The sequence below is a fragment of the Leptospira bandrabouensis genome, assembly GCF_004770905.1.
In the GTDB taxonomy this organism is placed as follows: domain Bacteria; phylum Spirochaetota; class Leptospiria; order Leptospirales; family Leptospiraceae; genus Leptospira_A; species Leptospira_A bandrabouensis.
In genome coordinates, this window is sequence record NZ_RQHT01000014.1 from 1,522,790 (window position 1) to 1,539,480 (window position 16,691).

Sequence of the window (16,691 nt, forward strand, 5' to 3'; positions counted from 1 at the left end):
TTTGGAAACGGCACACTAAAAGAGGATGTCGTTTCCTGAGTCATTTCGAATTTTAATTTAAGAATACTTATGAAAGGACAGTAACGGAATACTGTCCTTTTTTTACGTTCACTTGTAAGTCTAGATCATACAAATTAGATAAGTTTTGATCTGTTAAAACTTCAGCTTTTTCCCCAAAACTAATGACCTTTCCTTCTTTTAATAAAAGTATTTTAGAAAAGTCTTCGGGGATTTCTTCGATTCGATGTGTGATGAGAATCCTTGTTAGTAACGGACTTCCCATCTTTAACTGAGATAAGGATTTTCCAAAATCGGTTCTTGCTGTAATGTCTAAGGTGGCAGTTGGTTCATCTAAAACCAAAATTTCTTTTCCTACTCCAAAAGCTCGTAACAATAGAACTTTCATTTTTTCCCCGGAAGAGAGAGTGGAATAAATCTGTTGTTTTTTATGGCTTAGGTTTGTTGAGGCTAACAATGATTCGGCGATCTGTTCTTGTTCTTTTGTTGGTTCTTTATAGAGGCCAAGAGTTCCAATGACCCCAGTTAAAACCATTTCAAATGTTGTAAGTCTTTGTAGTAAGGTTTCTTGGTGGCCTGGTTGCACCATTCCAATTCGATTTTGTAAAGGAGCCATCGGAGTTTCCCCATAAGTTTCTCCAAAGGCAGAAATGGAACCAGTAGTGGGCCAAGAATAACCAAACAGTAAATTGATGAGTGTTGTTTTACCTGCGCCATTTCTTCCAATGATGGCAAGAGAATCACCTTGGTTTAAGGAAAAATTTACATTGTCTAAAATCTTTTTGTCAGTTCTTATAAACGAAACAGAATCAAAACGAATCACTTCACTCATTTGATTTTTTAAATAGAAGTTCGATTTTATTCACTGCAGCAGAGAACACATCGATATTATCTAAATTAAATTTTGCGAGTAGGATTTTGTCAATGGCATAAAACCCTTTTTTCTGTTCGTGATAATCTGCCATCATATTTGCCATGTAGATAACTTCCACTAGGTCCCGTAGTTCGGCAGGAGCTAAAAATGGTTTGTGATGGTATTCGATGGCGACACGAAGGTCGAGAGGAAATTCCCATTTTTCTGCAAGAAGGGCACCGAGTTGTGGGTGGCTAAGTCCAATGGCCATCTCTTCTAATAGAGTTGAGTTTCCGGAATCAACTCCTCTTTGGTAGGTTTCAATTTTTTTGAAAAAACCTCGGTCCACGGAAAGCAAAAGAAACTTTCCGATGTCGTGTAACAAAGCACTGACGGCAATGATATCGGCAATTTTGTTTGTATGATTGTTTTCTGTTGCCAAGTAACGCGCGTAATAACTGCATCGACTGGAATGATCCCAAACATCCATCATCTTTCCGTACTGGCCATCCATAATTTTACGGACTCCTGAAACATAGAGTAGGTTTCGTAAATTTTTTAGACCAACAACTTTGACCGCTTGTAAGATGGAACTGACTTGGCTTCGATTCGCAAAAAAAGCAGAGTTGGATAGTTTTAAAAGATCGGCGGAAAGAGCTGGGTTTCTTTCGATTTCCTGAGAAATCATATGTAAGTCAGAATCGGGATTGTTACAAAGTTGAATGATTTTTGTAAGTGAATGTGGTAAGGGAGGTAATCCATCAATTTCATTTAGAAGTTTTGTTTTTAGGTCTGTTTGGATTTCTACAGGAGTTGTCACTTCTGGTACAGACAAGGTAGCGCGTGTTATCTTGTCGTTGGTAAAGATTTTAAATTTTTCAGATCCAATTCCTGAATTTTTTAGAAGGAGTTGTATGAGTACTAGTCCTAAACCGGCGGATTCTGTACTATCTGATACATCAGTAAAGGCATCAGATAGGTCATTGTAGTTCTTTGCGACTTCGATTCTCCGGTTAACGCGTGCTAACTCTTCTTTGGTGATGGGTGCGTTGTTTTCCACCGCAAAGTGAATGGATTTTCCCTCAACTTTCATGAGTAAACTAATGTAGTAATTTCCTCCATCTAACCGGCTCAATTGTTCATTCCATTTCATGATAATGTTTTCTTGGAACCGGGACATTCCTTTAGCATAATCACTAGCATTTTGGATGTCCAAATTTTCTCGGGAGAAGTAGTCGCGTTTTGCATTTGCCTTGTTGGCGTTCATGAGGAGTTCTTTGAGGACAGTGAAGATGACTTCTACTAAATAAAGTTTGTCCATATACCCCATTACATGGACAAGTAATGCGTATATCTCCTGATTTTGTTCTTCTGTAACAAAGTAAAAGTTAATTCTGGATTCTTTTGCGGTTTCTAATTGAGAGATAATATCTTGAAAATTCACAAACGCTTTTTCCCGTAACACTCTTATATTTTGATTTCTTTAGGAGGCAATAGATATTTTTTTCGCATCCGATTTCTATTTTGTCCCAGGGCAATTGTATAGTGAAAACATCAGTGGAGGAAATCACTATGGATATGTTAGACCAAATGAATTTGCATTTGCTTATGCAAGAAAGGTTGGAAAAAATTTTAGAGGATATGGAAAGAAGACCTAAGGGAAAGTCCACAAAAACAAAGTCTTTGAGTCGAATTCCCGCTAATAAGGAACAAGCCGAGTGGAACTTACAAGAAATACCTGTTCTATTCGGAGCTTAACTTAGTGAAAACCGCAACCAAGTGTTGAGGGTTTTTTTATGAATGATACCGGAATGGTCTTGGTCGGCCCACTTTGCCAAATCCGCTATCGATGGGGGAAATCCCTGAAAAACTTGTAATGGATCTATTTTGTCCTGAATGGTTGGAAAACTAATTTCCTTGGCTTCGGAGAGAAACTGAAAACCAGGTAAAGATTGTTTTTGATTCAGTCTGTCCCAGGCAATTTGATTTTTGCCTTTTCTATCGCCAGAATACAAACGTTTGGTGGTGAATTCTAAACTTTTTTTCCTATTGGTATCTGGAAGGTAAAACCTTTCATACCCAGTCCCTTTACAATGTGATTTACCACGTTCTGCAAGGAAACTGACTCCACTCACAAAAAATTGCCTATCTTCTATTGAATCTGTTATGGATAAAACCATTCCCAGTAAGTTCAAACTAGGATTGGAATAATGCGGCCAGGGTTTGCCAAGATGATTAAGAAATAAATGTTGGGTAATTTGATCCAAAGGGTGACCAGTATTCACTAAAATTTTTGGATTGCTAAGTTCAAAGATATAGGAAGATCCACCTAACCAGGTAATAATGGGGATTTGTTTTGGCAAATCTAACAATAAATGATAAGTTGTTCCGCGACCGGAATCAAACGACACAATAAAATCGGGGATAACCCCATTCGGTAAAAGATAACCGATGGCTGTGTCACTGGCAAAAATAAGAAAATGATTTCTGTCCTTTTTAATCCTAGGTAAATCGATTTCTAAACCGGGACTTGCACCCAGAAATAAAACTGAAGTATTCTTTCCTGAAAAGGATTGGAACCATTGGATACTTGTATCGTTGAAAAAAAGTCTGGTTCGGTTTTTTAAGTAGTTATGCGTCCATAGTTTACTAAAATGTTGGATGGTGTTTTTGTTGATGTCTCTTAGCAAGAACTGTGACTGAAAATTAGATTGGCAGTCTTTGATTAGTTCGGGAAAAATTCTTTCATAACTAGGAGAGATGTACAAACTCCATTTGGATTGTAAAGAACCGGCCACATCGGGAAGATTTTTGATTTTCTCTTTTAAATGGGGCCAATTTGGGTAGGTTCCCGTTACCAAAAATAAATGGATTCCTTTTGATTGGAAACTATCCTCTAAACTGGTGATTTCCCTTTGAAACTCCATTAACTCATAGATTTCGTGATGAGGCTCCCAAAAAACGACAGTTTGGTGTTCGTTTGGGGTCTCTAAATAAGATCTAACAATGTGTAAAGCGCCAATGCCAAGTATGACGGGGATGGAATCTGTACGTAATCCAGATAGAAACCGAGAAGCCTCCTTTTCAGGGGAGACTTTAGAATGTAGGTAAAAATTGTCGGAAGTTTGAAAGTTATAGAGAAGGTTGTTTTGGAAGTGAGGGATTAGAGGAATGGGAGTAACCTCTTAGTCCTCTTCATCCTCGTCTGAATCATCATCATCTTCATCAGAATCGTCGTCGAAATCATCATCGTCTTCGTCTTCTTCTTCTTCTTCCTCTGCTTCATCTCCAAACTCATTTTCGTATCCGTCATCAAGTTCTGGTTTACGAGCTTCTTCTTCTGGGATGAAATCTTCTTCGATATCCTCTTCTGCGTGAGGAGCAAAAGAAGTCCCGGCCGTTGAGGTAACTCCTGCCAGTTTGTCTTTTTCAGCTTGGAGAAGAGCTTTTTCTTCAGAGGAAAGATATTTCCACTGAACCATATCATTTGTAAGCGCGTATAATGCTTGAACCGTCAATTTACGGTTTTTTAACTTTTTAGGGAGAGTGATCTTTTCAATTTTATCGATCGTACTGAAACCGGCCACGCAAGTTTCGTATTTTTTTTCCCGGCAAAGTTCTATTAAGGATACGATATCGAAGTCTTCTTTTTGCGATTGGCTCATTTTCTTTGATTCCCTGATGGAAGAGAGTGGAATGTTAGACCAGGTTGAGGGGTAGGGGTCAGATGTCAAGGTAAAGTTCGAAAACGGACTTTACAGGCTCTCTCCTAGTCCAAACATGGGGAAGGATCGTCCAATATATGGGATTTATGAAAGCCTCCCTCATTTTAATTGTTAGTTTATGTCTCATTAGCTGTGCCCCAGCAAAATCTTCTTATTTCGGTGAGGAGTCTTGGTCGGGACTTACGGTGAGTGGTGCCGAAATTTCGTTTTCTAAACTGGAAAAAGAGGAAATAGCCCTCAATGTTTACTCGCCTGACTGTGTTCCTTGTTGGAAAGAGATACCGGCCCTCAACTTACTCCATGCAGAAATTGAAAGTCGGTTCCCTACCAAAGCATTATACATGGTGGTTGATCCATACCAGATTGTTCCTGACGTGACCGAAGAACGTCCGTTTGGTGAAGTGTACCAGTTGGCGAAAATAAGAATGGAAACAGAAGTCAAAAATCGAAAGATACAAGTTCCTATTGTTTTTATGAAACCTCCATTTCATGTGAAGGAGGGTGGGCTTATCACTGGAACTCCTGAGACAATGTTGTTTGTCACAAAACCAATGAGGTTGTATTATAATTTTTTGGGTTCGATTTCGGAACAAACCTCGGTCGATGTCATTCGAAAAGAAGCTAAGTTCAATTTTTTTCGTTATCAATTTGGAATGGAATCATTATGAGAGCAGTATTCATAAGATTTATCGATTGTGAAGGGCCAGGGATTTTAGAACCCTTACTCCGCGAAGCGGGATATAGAATTAGTTATCAAAATGCTTACGATAGACGAATTCATTTGATGCCAGAAATTCATTTGAATTTTGACTTGATAGTGATGTTAGGTGGTCCTCAGTCAGTAGCTGATCCGAAAGAACAAGAGTTTTTTAAACCATATTATGATATTGTAGAGAATGTGGTTGCCTTGCCGAATAAAAAATTAATTGGAATTTGTTTGGGGTCTCAGATCATTGCTAAGGCGTTAGGTGCCAACGTTCGTCCTGGAACAAAAGGTCCAGAAACAGGTTTTTCTGAACTTCAGATTTTAAAACCTGAACATCCTATCTTTTCAGGAATTCAAAAAGAATTGGTTTTGGCATTTCACTTACACGAGGATATTTTTGATATCCCTGTTGGTGCAGAACATTTGCTTGCAAGTGATTTTTACGCAAACCAAATGTTTGCTTATAAAAACAGAATATTTGCTTTTCAAACACATTTGGAGCCAACTTTGGAGATGTTAAATGTATGGCAGTCCGTACATAAAGACTTTATCGCAAAAGGTAATGGTGATTTTTCTGAGATCGCAAATAAACAAAAGGTAATGGCAGAAACTGCTAAAACCATATTTCGAAATATTATAAAATTATAACGGACCCGGTATGTTTCAAAAAATATTAACAATTTTATTCGGCAGTAAATACGAGAGGGATTTAAAAAGACTAAACCCAATTGTAGAAGCAATCAATTCTTTTGAGCCAACAATCAAAGCAATGGATGATGAAACTTTGTCACAACAAACAACAAGGTTCAAAGAAAGGTTGGCGGCAGGAGAAACTTTAGATGATATTCTGCCTGAGGCATTTGCGACAGTTCGAGAAGTTTCTTATCGAACATTGGGTATGCGCCATTTTGATGTACAGATGATGGGTGGTATTTCTTTGCATTGGGGAAATATCTCCGAGATGAAAACGGGAGAAGGTAAAACTCTTACTTCAACTCTACCGATTTATCTTAACTCACTTTCAGGCGATGGGGTTCATGTTGTTACAGTAAATGATTATTTAGCAAAGCGGGATGCCAATTGGATGCGTCCTGTTTTTGAGTTTTTGAAAGTATCTGTTGGTGTCATCCAACATGACATGGACCATGAAGAAAGAAAGTTAGCATATGATTCTGATATCACTTATGGAACCAATAATGAATTCGGTTTTGATTATTTGCGTGATAACATGGTGAGTTACAAAGAACACCGTGTACAAAGACAACATAACTTTGCTATTGTGGATGAGGTGGATTCGATTCTAATTGACGAAGCTAGAACTCCATTGATTATTTCTGGCCCTGCGGAAGAATCTACAGATAAATATCTCAAAGTAAATAAAATTATCCCCAAACTTATCGAAGGTGAGGACTATGAAATCGATGAAAAGGCAAAAAACGTCATTTTATCGGAAGCTGGTGTTCATCACGTCGAAGAGTTATTAGGCGTTGAAAATTTATATCATTCAGAAAATATTGAATTGGTTCATCACGTTCAACAAGCATTGAAAGCACACAAAATATTCTTCAAAGATAAGGATTATGTTGTGCAAGGTGGTGAAGTCATCATCGTTGATGAGTTTACCGGTCGATTGATGAAAGGGCGTAGATACTCAGATGGACTACACCAGTCTTTAGAGGCAAAAGAAGGTGTAACAATTGCTCGTGAGTCTCAGACCTTGGCTTCTATTACCTTCCAAAATTATTTCCGTATCTATAAGAAGTTAGCCGGTATGACAGGAACTGCAGATACGGAAGCGGAAGAATTTAAAAAAATCTATAATTTAGATGTAATTGTAATTCCTTCCAATTTAAAGATCCAGCGACAAGACATGGCTGATCGTGTTTATAAAACGGAACGTGAAAAGTTCGATGCTGTTGTAAAAGATATCCAAGAAAAAGTCTCTCGAAAACAACCAGTGCTTGTGGGAACCATCTCAATTGAAAAGTCTGAGGTTCTTTCTAAACTTCTCACATCACATGGAATCTCACATAACGTATTAAACGCAAAACAACACGAACGAGAATCGGAAATTGTTGCTAATGCTGGACGCCCAGGCGCCATTACGATTGCTACAAACATGGCTGGTCGTGGAACGGATATCGTGTTAGGCGGTGCGCCTAAATACAAAGAGGATTTGGAAAAATTAGATGAACGTTGTGATTCTTTAGGGATTAAAACAAAAGCGGAACTGGAAGTTGTCTATAGCTTTCGCGAAAATTTAATCAAACAAAAGTTTGAAGAAGCAGAATCTAAGATTTCCGAAATCAGAAATGATAACATTAAAAAAGATTGTGAAAAGATTTTATCTGAAGCCAAAAAATGGAAAGTAGATCATGACTTTGTGATTGGTGCTGGTGGATTACACATCATCGGATCTGAACGACATGAATCACGTCGGATTGATAATCAGCTCAGAGGACGATCTGGTAGACAAGGAGATCCTGGATCTTCTAGGTTTTATTTATCCTTACAAGATGATCTGATGCGAATTTTTGGATCTGATCGAATCGCACGTATTATGGATACACTTAAGATGCCAGAGGGCCAAGAGTTGGAACATAGTATGGTTTCCAATGCAATTGCTCGTGCACAAAAACGTGTAGAAGGCCATAACTTTGATATCAGAAAACACTTGTTAGAGTATGATGATGTGATGAATCGTCAGAGGATTTATATCTATGGAATTCGTAACGAACTTTTGGATAAAGGGAATATGTCCCGAACCATTGTTGATTTCTTTGATGAAGTTGTTGAAAACCAAGTTATACTATATTGTGAAGGAAGCAATGTAGATGCTTGGGAAGTTGACTCCCTTAACGAGTGGATTCAAAGTTTAGGAATTACAGAAACAATTGATCCAAAACAGTTTAAAAAGGAATCGAACCCACAACTCAAAGTGTTTGAGGTTTTATCAAAGTTAGTAAAAGAACTATACGAGTCCAAAGTGTCTTCGATTGGAGAAGAAGTCTGGCGATCAATTGAAAGAAATGTATTTTTAGACATTTTAGATCACCGCTGGAAAGAACATCTCTATGCGATGGACCATTTAAAAGAAGGGATTTGGACTGTAGGATACGGTGAAAAAAATCCTTTGATTGAATACAAACTACAAGGTTTTAAGATGTTTGATCAATTGGTTGAAAATCTTAAAAATGAGGTAGTTTCCTTTTTATTAAAAATTGAAGTAACTGATTCTGACCGTAACCAGGACGAATCTTCCCCGAAAGAATACAAAAAAATTGGAGAGGAACAGAGGGCTGAGGTGGATATGTTTGGAAATGAAGTTAAATCTAATAAATCCAAACCACAAGTTTCTTCTACAACTAGTTCCGGTGGTGGCTCTGAAAGAAAGTCGAGTCGTAGAAAGAAATAAAAGATCAGTCGCCAGTTCTTAGATAAACATCCAACTCTTACTTGCAAATTATTATATTTTAATTTAGTAAGGGTTGGTTATTCAAAATTAAGATCCTCATTTAGATTAACATTAGAAATAAACATTAATCTAATCTTTCAGGTCTAATTGATTGATTTCATTGAATGATTTGTTTTCGATCATTCAACTGATTTTGCAACTACTCCATCAATGTCTGAACCATTTGTATACGAATGAGGATACACATAACCTGAACCAGTATTTGGATTTGTTACTGCTGAAGCCGAGGTCATTTTAATATATTTAAATCCTAAAGTTTTAATTTGATTTAGGGCAGTACTATCGCAGGATGCATTTGAAATTAAATCATCAATGTTAAATCCGTCTCCACCACCGAACAGGAAGCCACTACCAGTGGAGGTAAACAGTTGATCTAGTGTAAGAAGGTTAGAACTCATATTATAAAGAACGGGTCTAAGTCCGGCAAATCCTGGCCAGGAAGAAATTTTGTTGCTATCTGCTGCCGAAGAATTAAATCCACTAAGATCAAATCCGCAATAATTAATACCATCGTATGATACTTGCACAACCATTGGATCAAATGCATAACGATCGCTACTCTCACTGACGCGGAATGGATTTTCATAAACTACAAAGTCGATTCCAGATACATTTTTTACAGTTTTTCCTCCCCAAGATAAGACCAGTGTGGCACCTGCACCCGTTAGGTTTAGTGCGTATACATCCAAAGAACCTGAAAGTTCTCCACCGCCACAAATTCCATTGATAGCTTTTGATGGATCACTGAATCCACTTACTGTGGAATTTGCGGATACAACTGTATTGGCCATTGGAATTCCTTGCGGCAGATTCTTTGGCGGACAATTTGTCTTTGAGTTATTGGAAATTTCAGCAGCAGCTAATAGGGCTAATATTTCGTTTTGGTTATTTTTTGTTTCTGGTGAACAAGTAAATAAAAAAGTAACTATAAACAACATGGAAAAGATCTTATAAATATTGTAAAAATATGTTTGCATTTGAATCCTCCGTTTGACCCTAAAAAAAATTTAGGGTCAATTTTGATATCATTACCAATTAGTTGGGTTTGAAGAAACAAAGAGTGCTTTACTCCAACCGAATCCGCCACAACCAGTTCTTGTTGGATCAGCTGAGCTATAACTAGAGAGGTTTACATTTTCTGCTTCTTTTAATGATGAAAAATTTGGATAAACCGTACAGTAATAGAAACATTTTGTTGCAGAGTTTTCACAACCAGATGTTGTCGGTGCAGTCCAAATTACTTTTGTATATTTACTTGGACTATAAGTGTCATTGGGAAGGTATTGGTAGATAAAAGTTCTATTGACAGTATCAACAGCAATGATTCTTAAATAACTACTTCCTGAAGCCCAAATTCCAAAACCAGATGGATCTTGGACAATCGAAACATTCGATGTGAAGCTGGAACAAGTTCCACCACTACAAAATCCGCCTTTCCAATAACCCCTAATTTCTGCTAAAGAATCCATCACACTTGAAATCCCTTGTTGTTGGCCTACGACTAAACCTGTAAGTAAGTTGGTATTGGCTTCAGATTCTTTTACCTTGCCAGTTTCGCTGCATGCTGTTAAAATTGAAATTGCCAAGATGACAATCGTTAGTTGATACTTTAGTTTCATTTAGTTTCTCCTAAATTTTTTTTGAATTTAGGGGAACACGAACTGGAAATAGATTTAACAACTTCGTTATACGAAGAATCATAAAATCAAATATTAGAATTCTTATTAATATCTTTTCCATACGGGCGCCCCGAGTTTACCTTCGGGGCCCCTTTATATTGTTTGTAGAACCAAAACAATATAAGTGTGCAAAGTTCCCAATCCACGAGAAAACATTGCGGGGAAGATCTGGCTTATCACCTAACGTAACTTTAGTTACAAACGGTGCATCACAGTTGCGGGTCAGCACAGGACTTTCACCTGTTTCCTCCCTGAAGGTAATGCCAGAGTTTTCACCACAAAGTTTTTTGTCAATGAATTTACTTTACCTTAGTTTTATCAGATAAGGATTTAAGAAAGTTTGTAATCATTTCAATTTCAGATTCGTTTATTTTTCGGTTCAAATTATATTCGTTCATTCTCCTAACTGCTTCTTTTAGTGTTGTTACGCTGCCATCATGAAAATAGGGTGCAGTTAGGGCTACGTTTCGAAGTGGAGGAACTTTGAAAAAAAACTCATCTTCAGGTTTTCCGGTAAATTCGGCTCTTCCTAAATCACTAATATTATAAGAATAAACTGAATCTAATTTTGCAAATTGTGAACCACCAAGCAAGCTTTTACTGTGGCAATTGGTACAACCAACATCCAGAAATAATTTTAATCCATCTAATTCAGAATTATTGAGTGCCAGTACATTATTTTCAAGAAAATCATCGAACTTGGATTTAGAAATAAGTGATCTCTCAAATGCTGCTAATGTTAGGCGAACAGAATGAATGCTAGGATTTGGTGATTCAGGAAAAGCATTTGCAAAAAAAGCAGTATAACTTATATCATTTTGAATTCTTGTCAGTAGTTCTGCTTCTGAAGGTAAAGACATTTCAATTGGATTTAAAAAGGGATCGATTGCTTGATTATATAATGAGTCTCTTCTTCCATCCCAGAAAATCATTGGTAAATATCCAACATTCAATATCGATGGCGTATTTCTTTTTCCAATTTGTCCAAAGGTTCCACGCGAAGTGGCTTGGCGGTCCATACCTGCTGCATTTCCATCTAACGGGTGACAGGTAATACAGGACTGAACGTGATTTGAGGAAAGTTTATTGTCTCTAAAAATTTTGTTACCTAAAGCAATTTTTGCAATTGTGTCTTCCTCTGATCCAGGAGTGGTGTTTGGTAAAATACCAATTTGTTCTCTGGCAATTTTTTGTAATTCGGTAGCATACAAATAATTTGAGAGGAAGTTTGCTGTTATTATTTGAAATATAATTTTATTTTTTTCTTCATTATGTTGGCTAATTTTGCAATTAGCAAAAGTTAGATGAATTGTTGAAAAAATTAATATTTGAATACTATAATGACTTAAATTAACTATAAAAGCGCGAACCATGAGACCAAACAGAAATTTGGCCTAAATTCCAGCAAATCAATTTTTAGATTTGGATTTTGAGAGATCTGTTTTTTTAGAAAATTGTAGATAGAATCTTTCGACAGCTAGTTTTTAGTGTGTTCGAAATGAATTGGTTACAGTCGCAATGGTACTTGCAATTTCGCCAATTTTTTGACTGACTTGGTTCAAATCTTCGGAATTATTCGCAAGTTGTTGTGCGTTCCCAGAAAGTGTATTGATAGTATTTACCATATCTTCGGATGCTTTTTTTTGCTCCCGACTGGAAAATTCGATGGTTTCTGCCATTTCTTGTAAGCCATTTAACTCAGTCGTTACATTGAGCAAACTTTTAGATTGTGTCGTCATTTCTACTTTTAGATGATTCACACCACTTTGCATTCTGTTGGATTGTTCGACAATTTCACCTAATGCATTTACAGTTTCATGAACATGATTGGCTCCAAGATTCACAACTGCATTGCTTTTTTCAATGAGACGTTTGATGTTTTTTACTGACGATTGTGTTTTATCGGCAAGTTTTGAAATTTCTTCGGCTACAACCGCAAAACCCATACCTGCATCTCCTGCTCGGGCTGCTTCAATACTTGCATTTAATGCTAGTAAGTTGGTTCTTTCTGAAATTTCAGTAATTAAATCGACAATACCGGTAATTTCTTTAGTCACCGAACGTATCTCCGACATTGCATTGTCAGTGTTTTGCACTGAAGTATTACCTATGTTTGCTAAATTTGTAGAGGCAATCGATAGATTAGTCAATTGTAAGAGTGCACTTTCAATGTTGGAAATTGAACCTTCAATTGTTTTCATTTCTTCTGTAATTTTATTAATATTTTTCGTTTCATTTGAAATGAATTCAAACATAATCTCAAATGAAGTAGTTAATTCCTCTAATGATGCTGCCGACTCTTCTGATACTGAAGCTAACGAAGAAGCGTTATCGGAAACAGAAATAGCATCATTCTTTAATTGAAAGGATGATTTTTCAGCATTACTCACGGATATTTTTAATTGGTTCATAATCTGATTTAGATTAGATAAAAATAGGTTGATCGAACCTGCTATTTTACCTATTTCATTTTTTCCAAAATCTGGGATCGTTTTTGTTAAATCAGCTTCCCCACTTGAAAGTTCATTTACTTTAGATAGTACCATTACCAAAGGTTTGTTAATGCTTTGAAAGATAAAAACAACAAAGAAACTAGATACAACCAAAGACCCTAATGCCAAAAGAATGTTTATATTTCTTTGGAACGATAATAATTGAATTCGATCATTAACTAGTTTTTCAAGAATTCCAATGGAACTGTCTTGGATTGTCCCAGCAATCAATGTTCCTTTGTGAATTGTTGTGAATAAGTTTTCTGAAGAAGATGGTTTGGTGGTTGATTGGATAAAGGTTTTTTTAAGTTCTTTTACGTAAGTTTCGCAAGATGTATTCGCAATATTTTTTGCTTCAGTTAATTCTTTTTCATAAGGAGATATGTCTTCTATGGATTTCGTATATGATTTTTGTATTTCCTTGCAAGTTGTTTCAATAAAATTTATAGATATTAACGCTTTTGTGTAATTAACACTAGAGTATTGATTGTTTTTATGATTCGCAGTTGTATATTCATCACGAACAATTTCCTTTAAAGTTGCTATATTTTTTAAGATTTCAGGCACTCGAAAAAAAATAATTTCCATTTGATAGTAAGAGTTTACTTCGGGATCTAAAATTAGATTTGAAAAATCACCAATCTTTAGTGCTAATTCTTGTGTATCATTCAGAAATTGAATGCTAGTGGATGGATCAAAAGACTGGATCGTTGTATACTTTTTCCAAGCATTCAGTAATTTTGGATCCTCTGCGAGTAAATTTGATTCTTCGATTTTCTTTTTTGCCGTTTCGATAAGAGGAATTAAGTTGTTTGTCTCCTCTTCTCCAATTTTAAGCCGTTCTAATCCCTCTCTATAGGTTAAGTAAATAGGTTTTAATGTTTGAATGCCTAGTTCTTCTTTTTCTGCAAATTGAATGGTTCCATTCAGTGAACGTACTAAAATGAGCAAAATGATGAATAGTGATACAATGAGTGGCAAAGGTAAAAGTAATAATCTAATTTGAATCGAAAATTGGGAGAGAAGTTTTGACATAAGACTTGATATCTTCCTGTAGTGGACGAAATAAAAATCGATATAGTTTCTAACGATAATTGATTTTCAATAAATCGATCATTTAATTTTATAGAGTATTGAACGGAGGGTTTATGAAAAAATCCCTGATACTTGTATGTTTGTTAACCGTAATTTCCTGTGCTCGCACTTTGGAAGTTAAAAACCAGGAAAGCCTTTTTGAAAATTGCATGAAAACTTTCAAAGATGAAGTAAAGTGTCGCGAATTCATGTCAAGCTCAGCAAAAGAAATTCAGTCTGAAGAACAACAACGCGAAGCGACATTAGCACAGCTAACGAAAGAACAATTAGCTGGGATGAAACTTCGAAAGGATATCAAAGACACATTACCTGGGAAAAATGGTAATTTTGTTAGAGAATACATTGGTGATCCAGACGAGATTAAACGTGGTGGTGATAGAGAATATTGGGTATATAAACGTCCTATCAGTAAGTATGACAGTGAATCGCTTCCGGATAGAGAAATCACCGTTATATTTCGACGTTCTTTTGTTGAAAAAGTAGATTATAGAAAGCCATAACATTAGTTATTGATTTGTCCTTGTAACTTTGGCATTGTTTTATTTCAGTTTAGGTTTTGTTAGAGTTTACAGAGAAAGGGTAAAATTAGTCAGGAGATAATCTCTCCTGACTTCAGTGTTTACTAGTATACTAAGTAATCTTTTAAGTCTACTTCAACGCCTGCCGTTGTAGTATACTTTTTGTTACAAGCGGAAAAAGCACCAGCAAGGGCTTGTTGCGCAAGGCCATAAGTGAACTGTGGTAAGCTACATGGTTGAATTGGATCATTTACTTTAGAAAGAACGCACTCTTTTAATGCTTTCAGTTGTTCAGTTGTTTTTCCTTCCAACTTTGTTGAGGCGCAACCTGTGCCAGCGTTAAAGTATTCTTTTCCACCTACACATGAGTTCGCTGCAGTATAAGCAGCAACACAATTAGCTTTAACCTCTGAGTCGATCACCGCATTGTTTACCAAGTAAAGTAGTGCCGTTGGGTTATCTTCTTTTTTGGAACCAGATTCTGAGCAGCTAACAAAGTTTGCTGTCATAAGGAGAACCAAAGAGATTCCTACTAAACCAGATTTAAAGGATTTGTTGTTCATTTTCATCATTTTCTCCTTAGAATTTAGCTACCATACCGACAATAATACCGTTTTGGTATGAAGCCGGTCTTCCGGAAGTGTCTACGAATTGTTGACCAGGACCCCAATCTCTTCTTAAGTCTACTTTAACTTGTAGGTTTTCTGTTAGGTCAAAAGTAGGTGTGAAAGTTAGAGTTTTGATTTGTCCATAGTTACTAACTGCTCTTGTTCCAATAGAATCTTGGAATTTAAGGTCATATCTGTCTGCAGGAGTTACCGCAAATAGAGGTGGGTTTACTACGAGTGATCCACCGTAACGTTTGTCATCAAGATACTCAAAACGGAAACCAAGTGCAAAGAAGTTTGTGAACTGATATTTAGCTTGTAATTGGTAAGTTTGGTAAACTCTTTTGATTTTGTTTTCTCGGCTTAGGTTTGTGTCTTTTGTGAGACCAGCAGCAACTAATCCTGGATCTAAATCAGGAACAAGTCCTGGCATTGCTGTATCTAACTTAGTTTTAGTAACTCCACCTGCTTCGTAACCATACGCCGCTGTGTTAGTTTGACCAGTTCTTTCACCATAAGTATAGTCAAAGATCGTTGTTAATTTATCAGTTGGTTTGAAGATCAAAATTAAGTTTTGAATCATCCAGTGGTCAGCATGGAACGATGATTGTTTAGGAAACGATGTTCCGGTAGATTGTTCAAGATAGTATAAAGAATTGTTTTGTCTGCCTTTGATGTTATCATTAGCTTGCAATGTGTTCCATACAACTTGAAACTTATCTGGCACAACATCATACTTCACTTGAGTTCCAATCGCTCTGGTAGGGTTTGGACCATCAGCATAAGCATGTTGTGAAGTGCTAGTTAAACTAGATCCACCCGCTGCATCCCCGTAAGGCGATAATCCATTGTAACCAAATTGTTGGCCGTTTCCAGTGTAGCCAGTTCCTTGGGCACTGTTGTAAAGATAAAGACCAGTTGATAGTCTATCGTTGATTTGGAGGTTTGCCCTCGCACCTGTATGGATAAATGGGATTGTGTTAAAGAACACATAACCAATCGTGTAAGCGATGTTATCCTTTGAGTCAAGAAGTTCCAATCCGATATGTGTTGCCATTTTACCTACGTCAACTGTCAACCCTTTGAAAACAGGGAAGTATGCTGAAACATAAGCTTGTTGTAACAACTGCATATTATGAAGAGAGTTAGTTGTTTGGTACGGACGCTCTTGATACATGTTGTTTTGTCCGTTTTGCATGTCTAAACGGAAACCCCATGGACTTTCTTTATCCGCCAACTTCTCCATAGAAAGTTTTACTGCATTCACAGCAAACTGCTTGTTGTAAGTGTGGAATGTTCCCGCTGTATCTTGGGTAGCCCCTTGCCGGTTATTTGTAGTATAGTTATAATATACGTCCACATATCCGGAAAAATTTACCAACTCATACCAAGACTTATCCTTTTCCTTTTTATCCTGAGCAAAAAGGGAAGCCTGGGAAAATAAGGTAGCAACAATCGTCGCCAACAGAGTGTATTTATTTCTCATTTGCCATTTCTCCTATGTGAACTTGTTGTGCAAGTT

15 protein-coding genes and 1 riboswitch are annotated in these 16,691 nt (G+C 36.8%); of the genes, 5 read left to right on the top strand and 10 right to left on the bottom strand.

The features are described from left to right. Positions 1–67: 67 nt before the first annotated feature. Entirely contained in the window at positions 68–850 is a 783-nt protein-coding gene (locus tag EHR07_RS14350) for an ABC transporter ATP-binding protein (RefSeq protein ID WP_135745692.1), read from the bottom strand. Next, on the bottom strand, positions 843–2,315 hold the full coding sequence (locus tag EHR07_RS14355) for an HDOD domain-containing protein (protein ID WP_135745693.1): 1,473 nt from the start codon (positions 2,313–2,315) through the stop codon (positions 843–845). The genes EHR07_RS14350 and EHR07_RS14355 overlap by 8 nt, the downstream gene beginning before the upstream one ends. A gap of 101 nt (positions 2,316–2,416) precedes the next feature. Between EHR07_RS14355 and EHR07_RS14360 the strand changes: the two genes are divergently transcribed. After that, positions 2,417–2,629, top strand: a complete 213-nt coding sequence (locus EHR07_RS14360; RefSeq protein ID WP_238752885.1) for a hypothetical protein — start codon at positions 2,417–2,419, stop codon at positions 2,627–2,629. On the opposite strand, the gene EHR07_RS14365 is transcribed toward EHR07_RS14360, so the two are convergent. Continuing rightward, on the bottom strand, positions 2,626–3,798 hold the full coding sequence (locus EHR07_RS14365) for a 6-hydroxymethylpterin diphosphokinase MptE-like protein (protein ID WP_238776664.1): 1,173 nt from the start codon (positions 3,796–3,798) through the stop codon (positions 2,626–2,628). The two genes, EHR07_RS14360 and EHR07_RS14365, sit on opposite strands and share 4 nt — an antisense overlap. Before the next feature lie 258 nt (positions 3,799–4,056). Further along, positions 4,057–4,536 carry a DNA primase gene (locus EHR07_RS14370; RefSeq protein ID WP_135745695.1) on the bottom strand — a complete coding sequence of 160 codons (480 nt, stop codon included), beginning with the start codon at positions 4,534–4,536 and terminating at the stop codon, positions 4,057–4,059. A 146-nt stretch (positions 4,537–4,682) separates the two neighbouring features. On the opposite strand from EHR07_RS14370, the gene EHR07_RS14375 reads away from it, so the two are divergent. Genes EHR07_RS14375 through secA form a run of 3 tightly spaced genes read left to right on the top strand, consistent with a single transcriptional unit; the run spans position 4,683 to position 8,717 of the window. Then, positions 4,683–5,264, top strand: coding sequence for a TlpA family protein disulfide reductase (locus EHR07_RS14375; RefSeq protein WP_238776661.1), 582 nt, complete (start codon positions 4,683–4,685; stop codon positions 5,262–5,264). Continuing rightward, positions 5,261–5,950, top strand: coding sequence for a type 1 glutamine amidotransferase (locus tag EHR07_RS14380; RefSeq protein WP_135745697.1), 690 nt, complete (start codon positions 5,261–5,263; stop codon positions 5,948–5,950). The genes EHR07_RS14375 and EHR07_RS14380 overlap by 4 nt, the downstream gene beginning before the upstream one ends. A gap of 10 nt (positions 5,951–5,960) precedes the next feature. Then, a complete protein-coding gene (gene secA, locus EHR07_RS14385; protein ID WP_135745698.1) occupies positions 5,961–8,717 on the top strand; it encodes a preprotein translocase subunit SecA in 2,757 nt (918 codons plus the stop codon). 179 nt (positions 8,718–8,896) lie between these two features. Here the strand turns inward: secA and EHR07_RS14390 are convergent, their stop codons facing one another. The 4 genes from EHR07_RS14390 to EHR07_RS14405 form a co-directional block, all read right to left on the bottom strand. Beyond that, positions 8,897–9,754: an LIC_13355 family lipoprotein gene (locus tag EHR07_RS14390; RefSeq protein ID WP_135745699.1), complete on the bottom strand. Its 858-nt coding sequence runs from the start codon at positions 9,752–9,754 to the stop codon at positions 8,897–8,899. Between the two features lie 51 nt (positions 9,755–9,805). Next, positions 9,806–10,396, bottom strand: a complete 591-nt coding sequence (locus tag EHR07_RS14395; RefSeq protein WP_135745700.1) for a hypothetical protein — start codon at positions 10,394–10,396, stop codon at positions 9,806–9,808. A 202-nt stretch (positions 10,397–10,598) separates the two neighbouring features. Next, positions 10,599–10,751: riboswitch (cobalamin riboswitch) on the bottom strand. Between the two features lie 4 nt (positions 10,752–10,755). Then, the gene (locus tag EHR07_RS14400; protein ID WP_238776656.1) at positions 10,756–11,667 is read right to left on the bottom strand and encodes a cytochrome-c peroxidase; all 912 of its coding nucleotides are present in this window, start codon (positions 11,665–11,667) and stop codon (positions 10,756–10,758) included. A gap of 273 nt (positions 11,668–11,940) precedes the next feature. Then, the gene (locus tag EHR07_RS14405; RefSeq protein ID WP_135745702.1) at positions 11,941–13,983 is read right to left on the bottom strand and encodes a methyl-accepting chemotaxis protein; all 2,043 of its coding nucleotides are present in this window, start codon (positions 13,981–13,983) and stop codon (positions 11,941–11,943) included. Positions 13,984–14,096: 113 nt separating this feature from the next. On the opposite strand from EHR07_RS14405, the gene EHR07_RS14410 reads away from it, so the two are divergent. Beyond that, positions 14,097–14,543 (top strand): hypothetical protein, encoded by a 447-nt coding sequence (locus EHR07_RS14410; RefSeq protein WP_135745703.1) that lies wholly within the window; start codon positions 14,097–14,099, stop codon positions 14,541–14,543. Between the two features lie 122 nt (positions 14,544–14,665). Here EHR07_RS14410 and EHR07_RS14415 read toward each other — a convergent pair whose 3' ends face one another. Then, on the bottom strand, positions 14,666–15,130 hold the full coding sequence (locus EHR07_RS14415; RefSeq protein ID WP_135746308.1) for a hypothetical protein: 465 nt from the start codon (positions 15,128–15,130) through the stop codon (positions 14,666–14,668). A 10-nt stretch (positions 15,131–15,140) separates the two neighbouring features. Next, on the bottom strand, positions 15,141–16,655 hold the full coding sequence (locus EHR07_RS14420) for an outer membrane beta-barrel protein (RefSeq protein ID WP_135745704.1): 1,515 nt from the start codon (positions 16,653–16,655) through the stop codon (positions 15,141–15,143). Between the last annotated feature and the right edge of the window lie 36 nt (positions 16,656–16,691).

Bases quoted from the DNA above. Each gene is read 5' to 3' on its own strand.
- EHR07_RS14350 (WP_135745692.1), bottom strand. From the start codon at position 850: ATGAGTGAAGTGATTCGTTTTGATTCTGTTTCGTTTATAAGAACTGAC.
- EHR07_RS14365 (WP_238776664.1), bottom strand. From the start codon at position 3,798: ATGGAGTTTCAAAGGGAAATCACCAGTTTAGAGGATAGTTTCCAATCA.
- EHR07_RS14370 (WP_135745695.1), bottom strand. From the start codon at position 4,536: ATGAGCCAATCGCAAAAAGAAGACTTCGATATCGTATCCTTAATAGAA.
- EHR07_RS14375 (WP_238776661.1), top strand. From the start codon at position 4,683: ATGAAAGCCTCCCTCATTTTAATTGTTAGTTTATGTCTCATTAGCTGT.
- EHR07_RS14380 (WP_135745697.1), top strand. From the start codon at position 5,261: ATGAGAGCAGTATTCATAAGATTTATCGATTGTGAAGGGCCAGGGATT.
- secA (WP_135745698.1), top strand. From the start codon at position 5,961: ATGTTTCAAAAAATATTAACAATTTTATTCGGCAGTAAATACGAGAGG.
- EHR07_RS14390 (WP_135745699.1), bottom strand. From the start codon at position 9,754: ATGCAAACATATTTTTACAATATTTATAAGATCTTTTCCATGTTGTTT.
- EHR07_RS14395 (WP_135745700.1), bottom strand. From the start codon at position 10,396: ATGAAACTAAAGTATCAACTAACGATTGTCATCTTGGCAATTTCAATT.
- EHR07_RS14405 (WP_135745702.1), bottom strand. From the start codon at position 13,983: ATGTCAAAACTTCTCTCCCAATTTTCGATTCAAATTAGATTATTACTT.
- EHR07_RS14410 (WP_135745703.1), top strand. From the start codon at position 14,097: ATGAAAAAATCCCTGATACTTGTATGTTTGTTAACCGTAATTTCCTGT.
- EHR07_RS14415 (WP_135746308.1), bottom strand. From the start codon at position 15,130: ATGAAAATGAACAACAAATCCTTTAAATCTGGTTTAGTAGGAATCTCT.
- EHR07_RS14420 (WP_135745704.1), bottom strand. From the start codon at position 16,655: ATGAGAAATAAATACACTCTGTTGGCGACGATTGTTGCTACCTTATTT.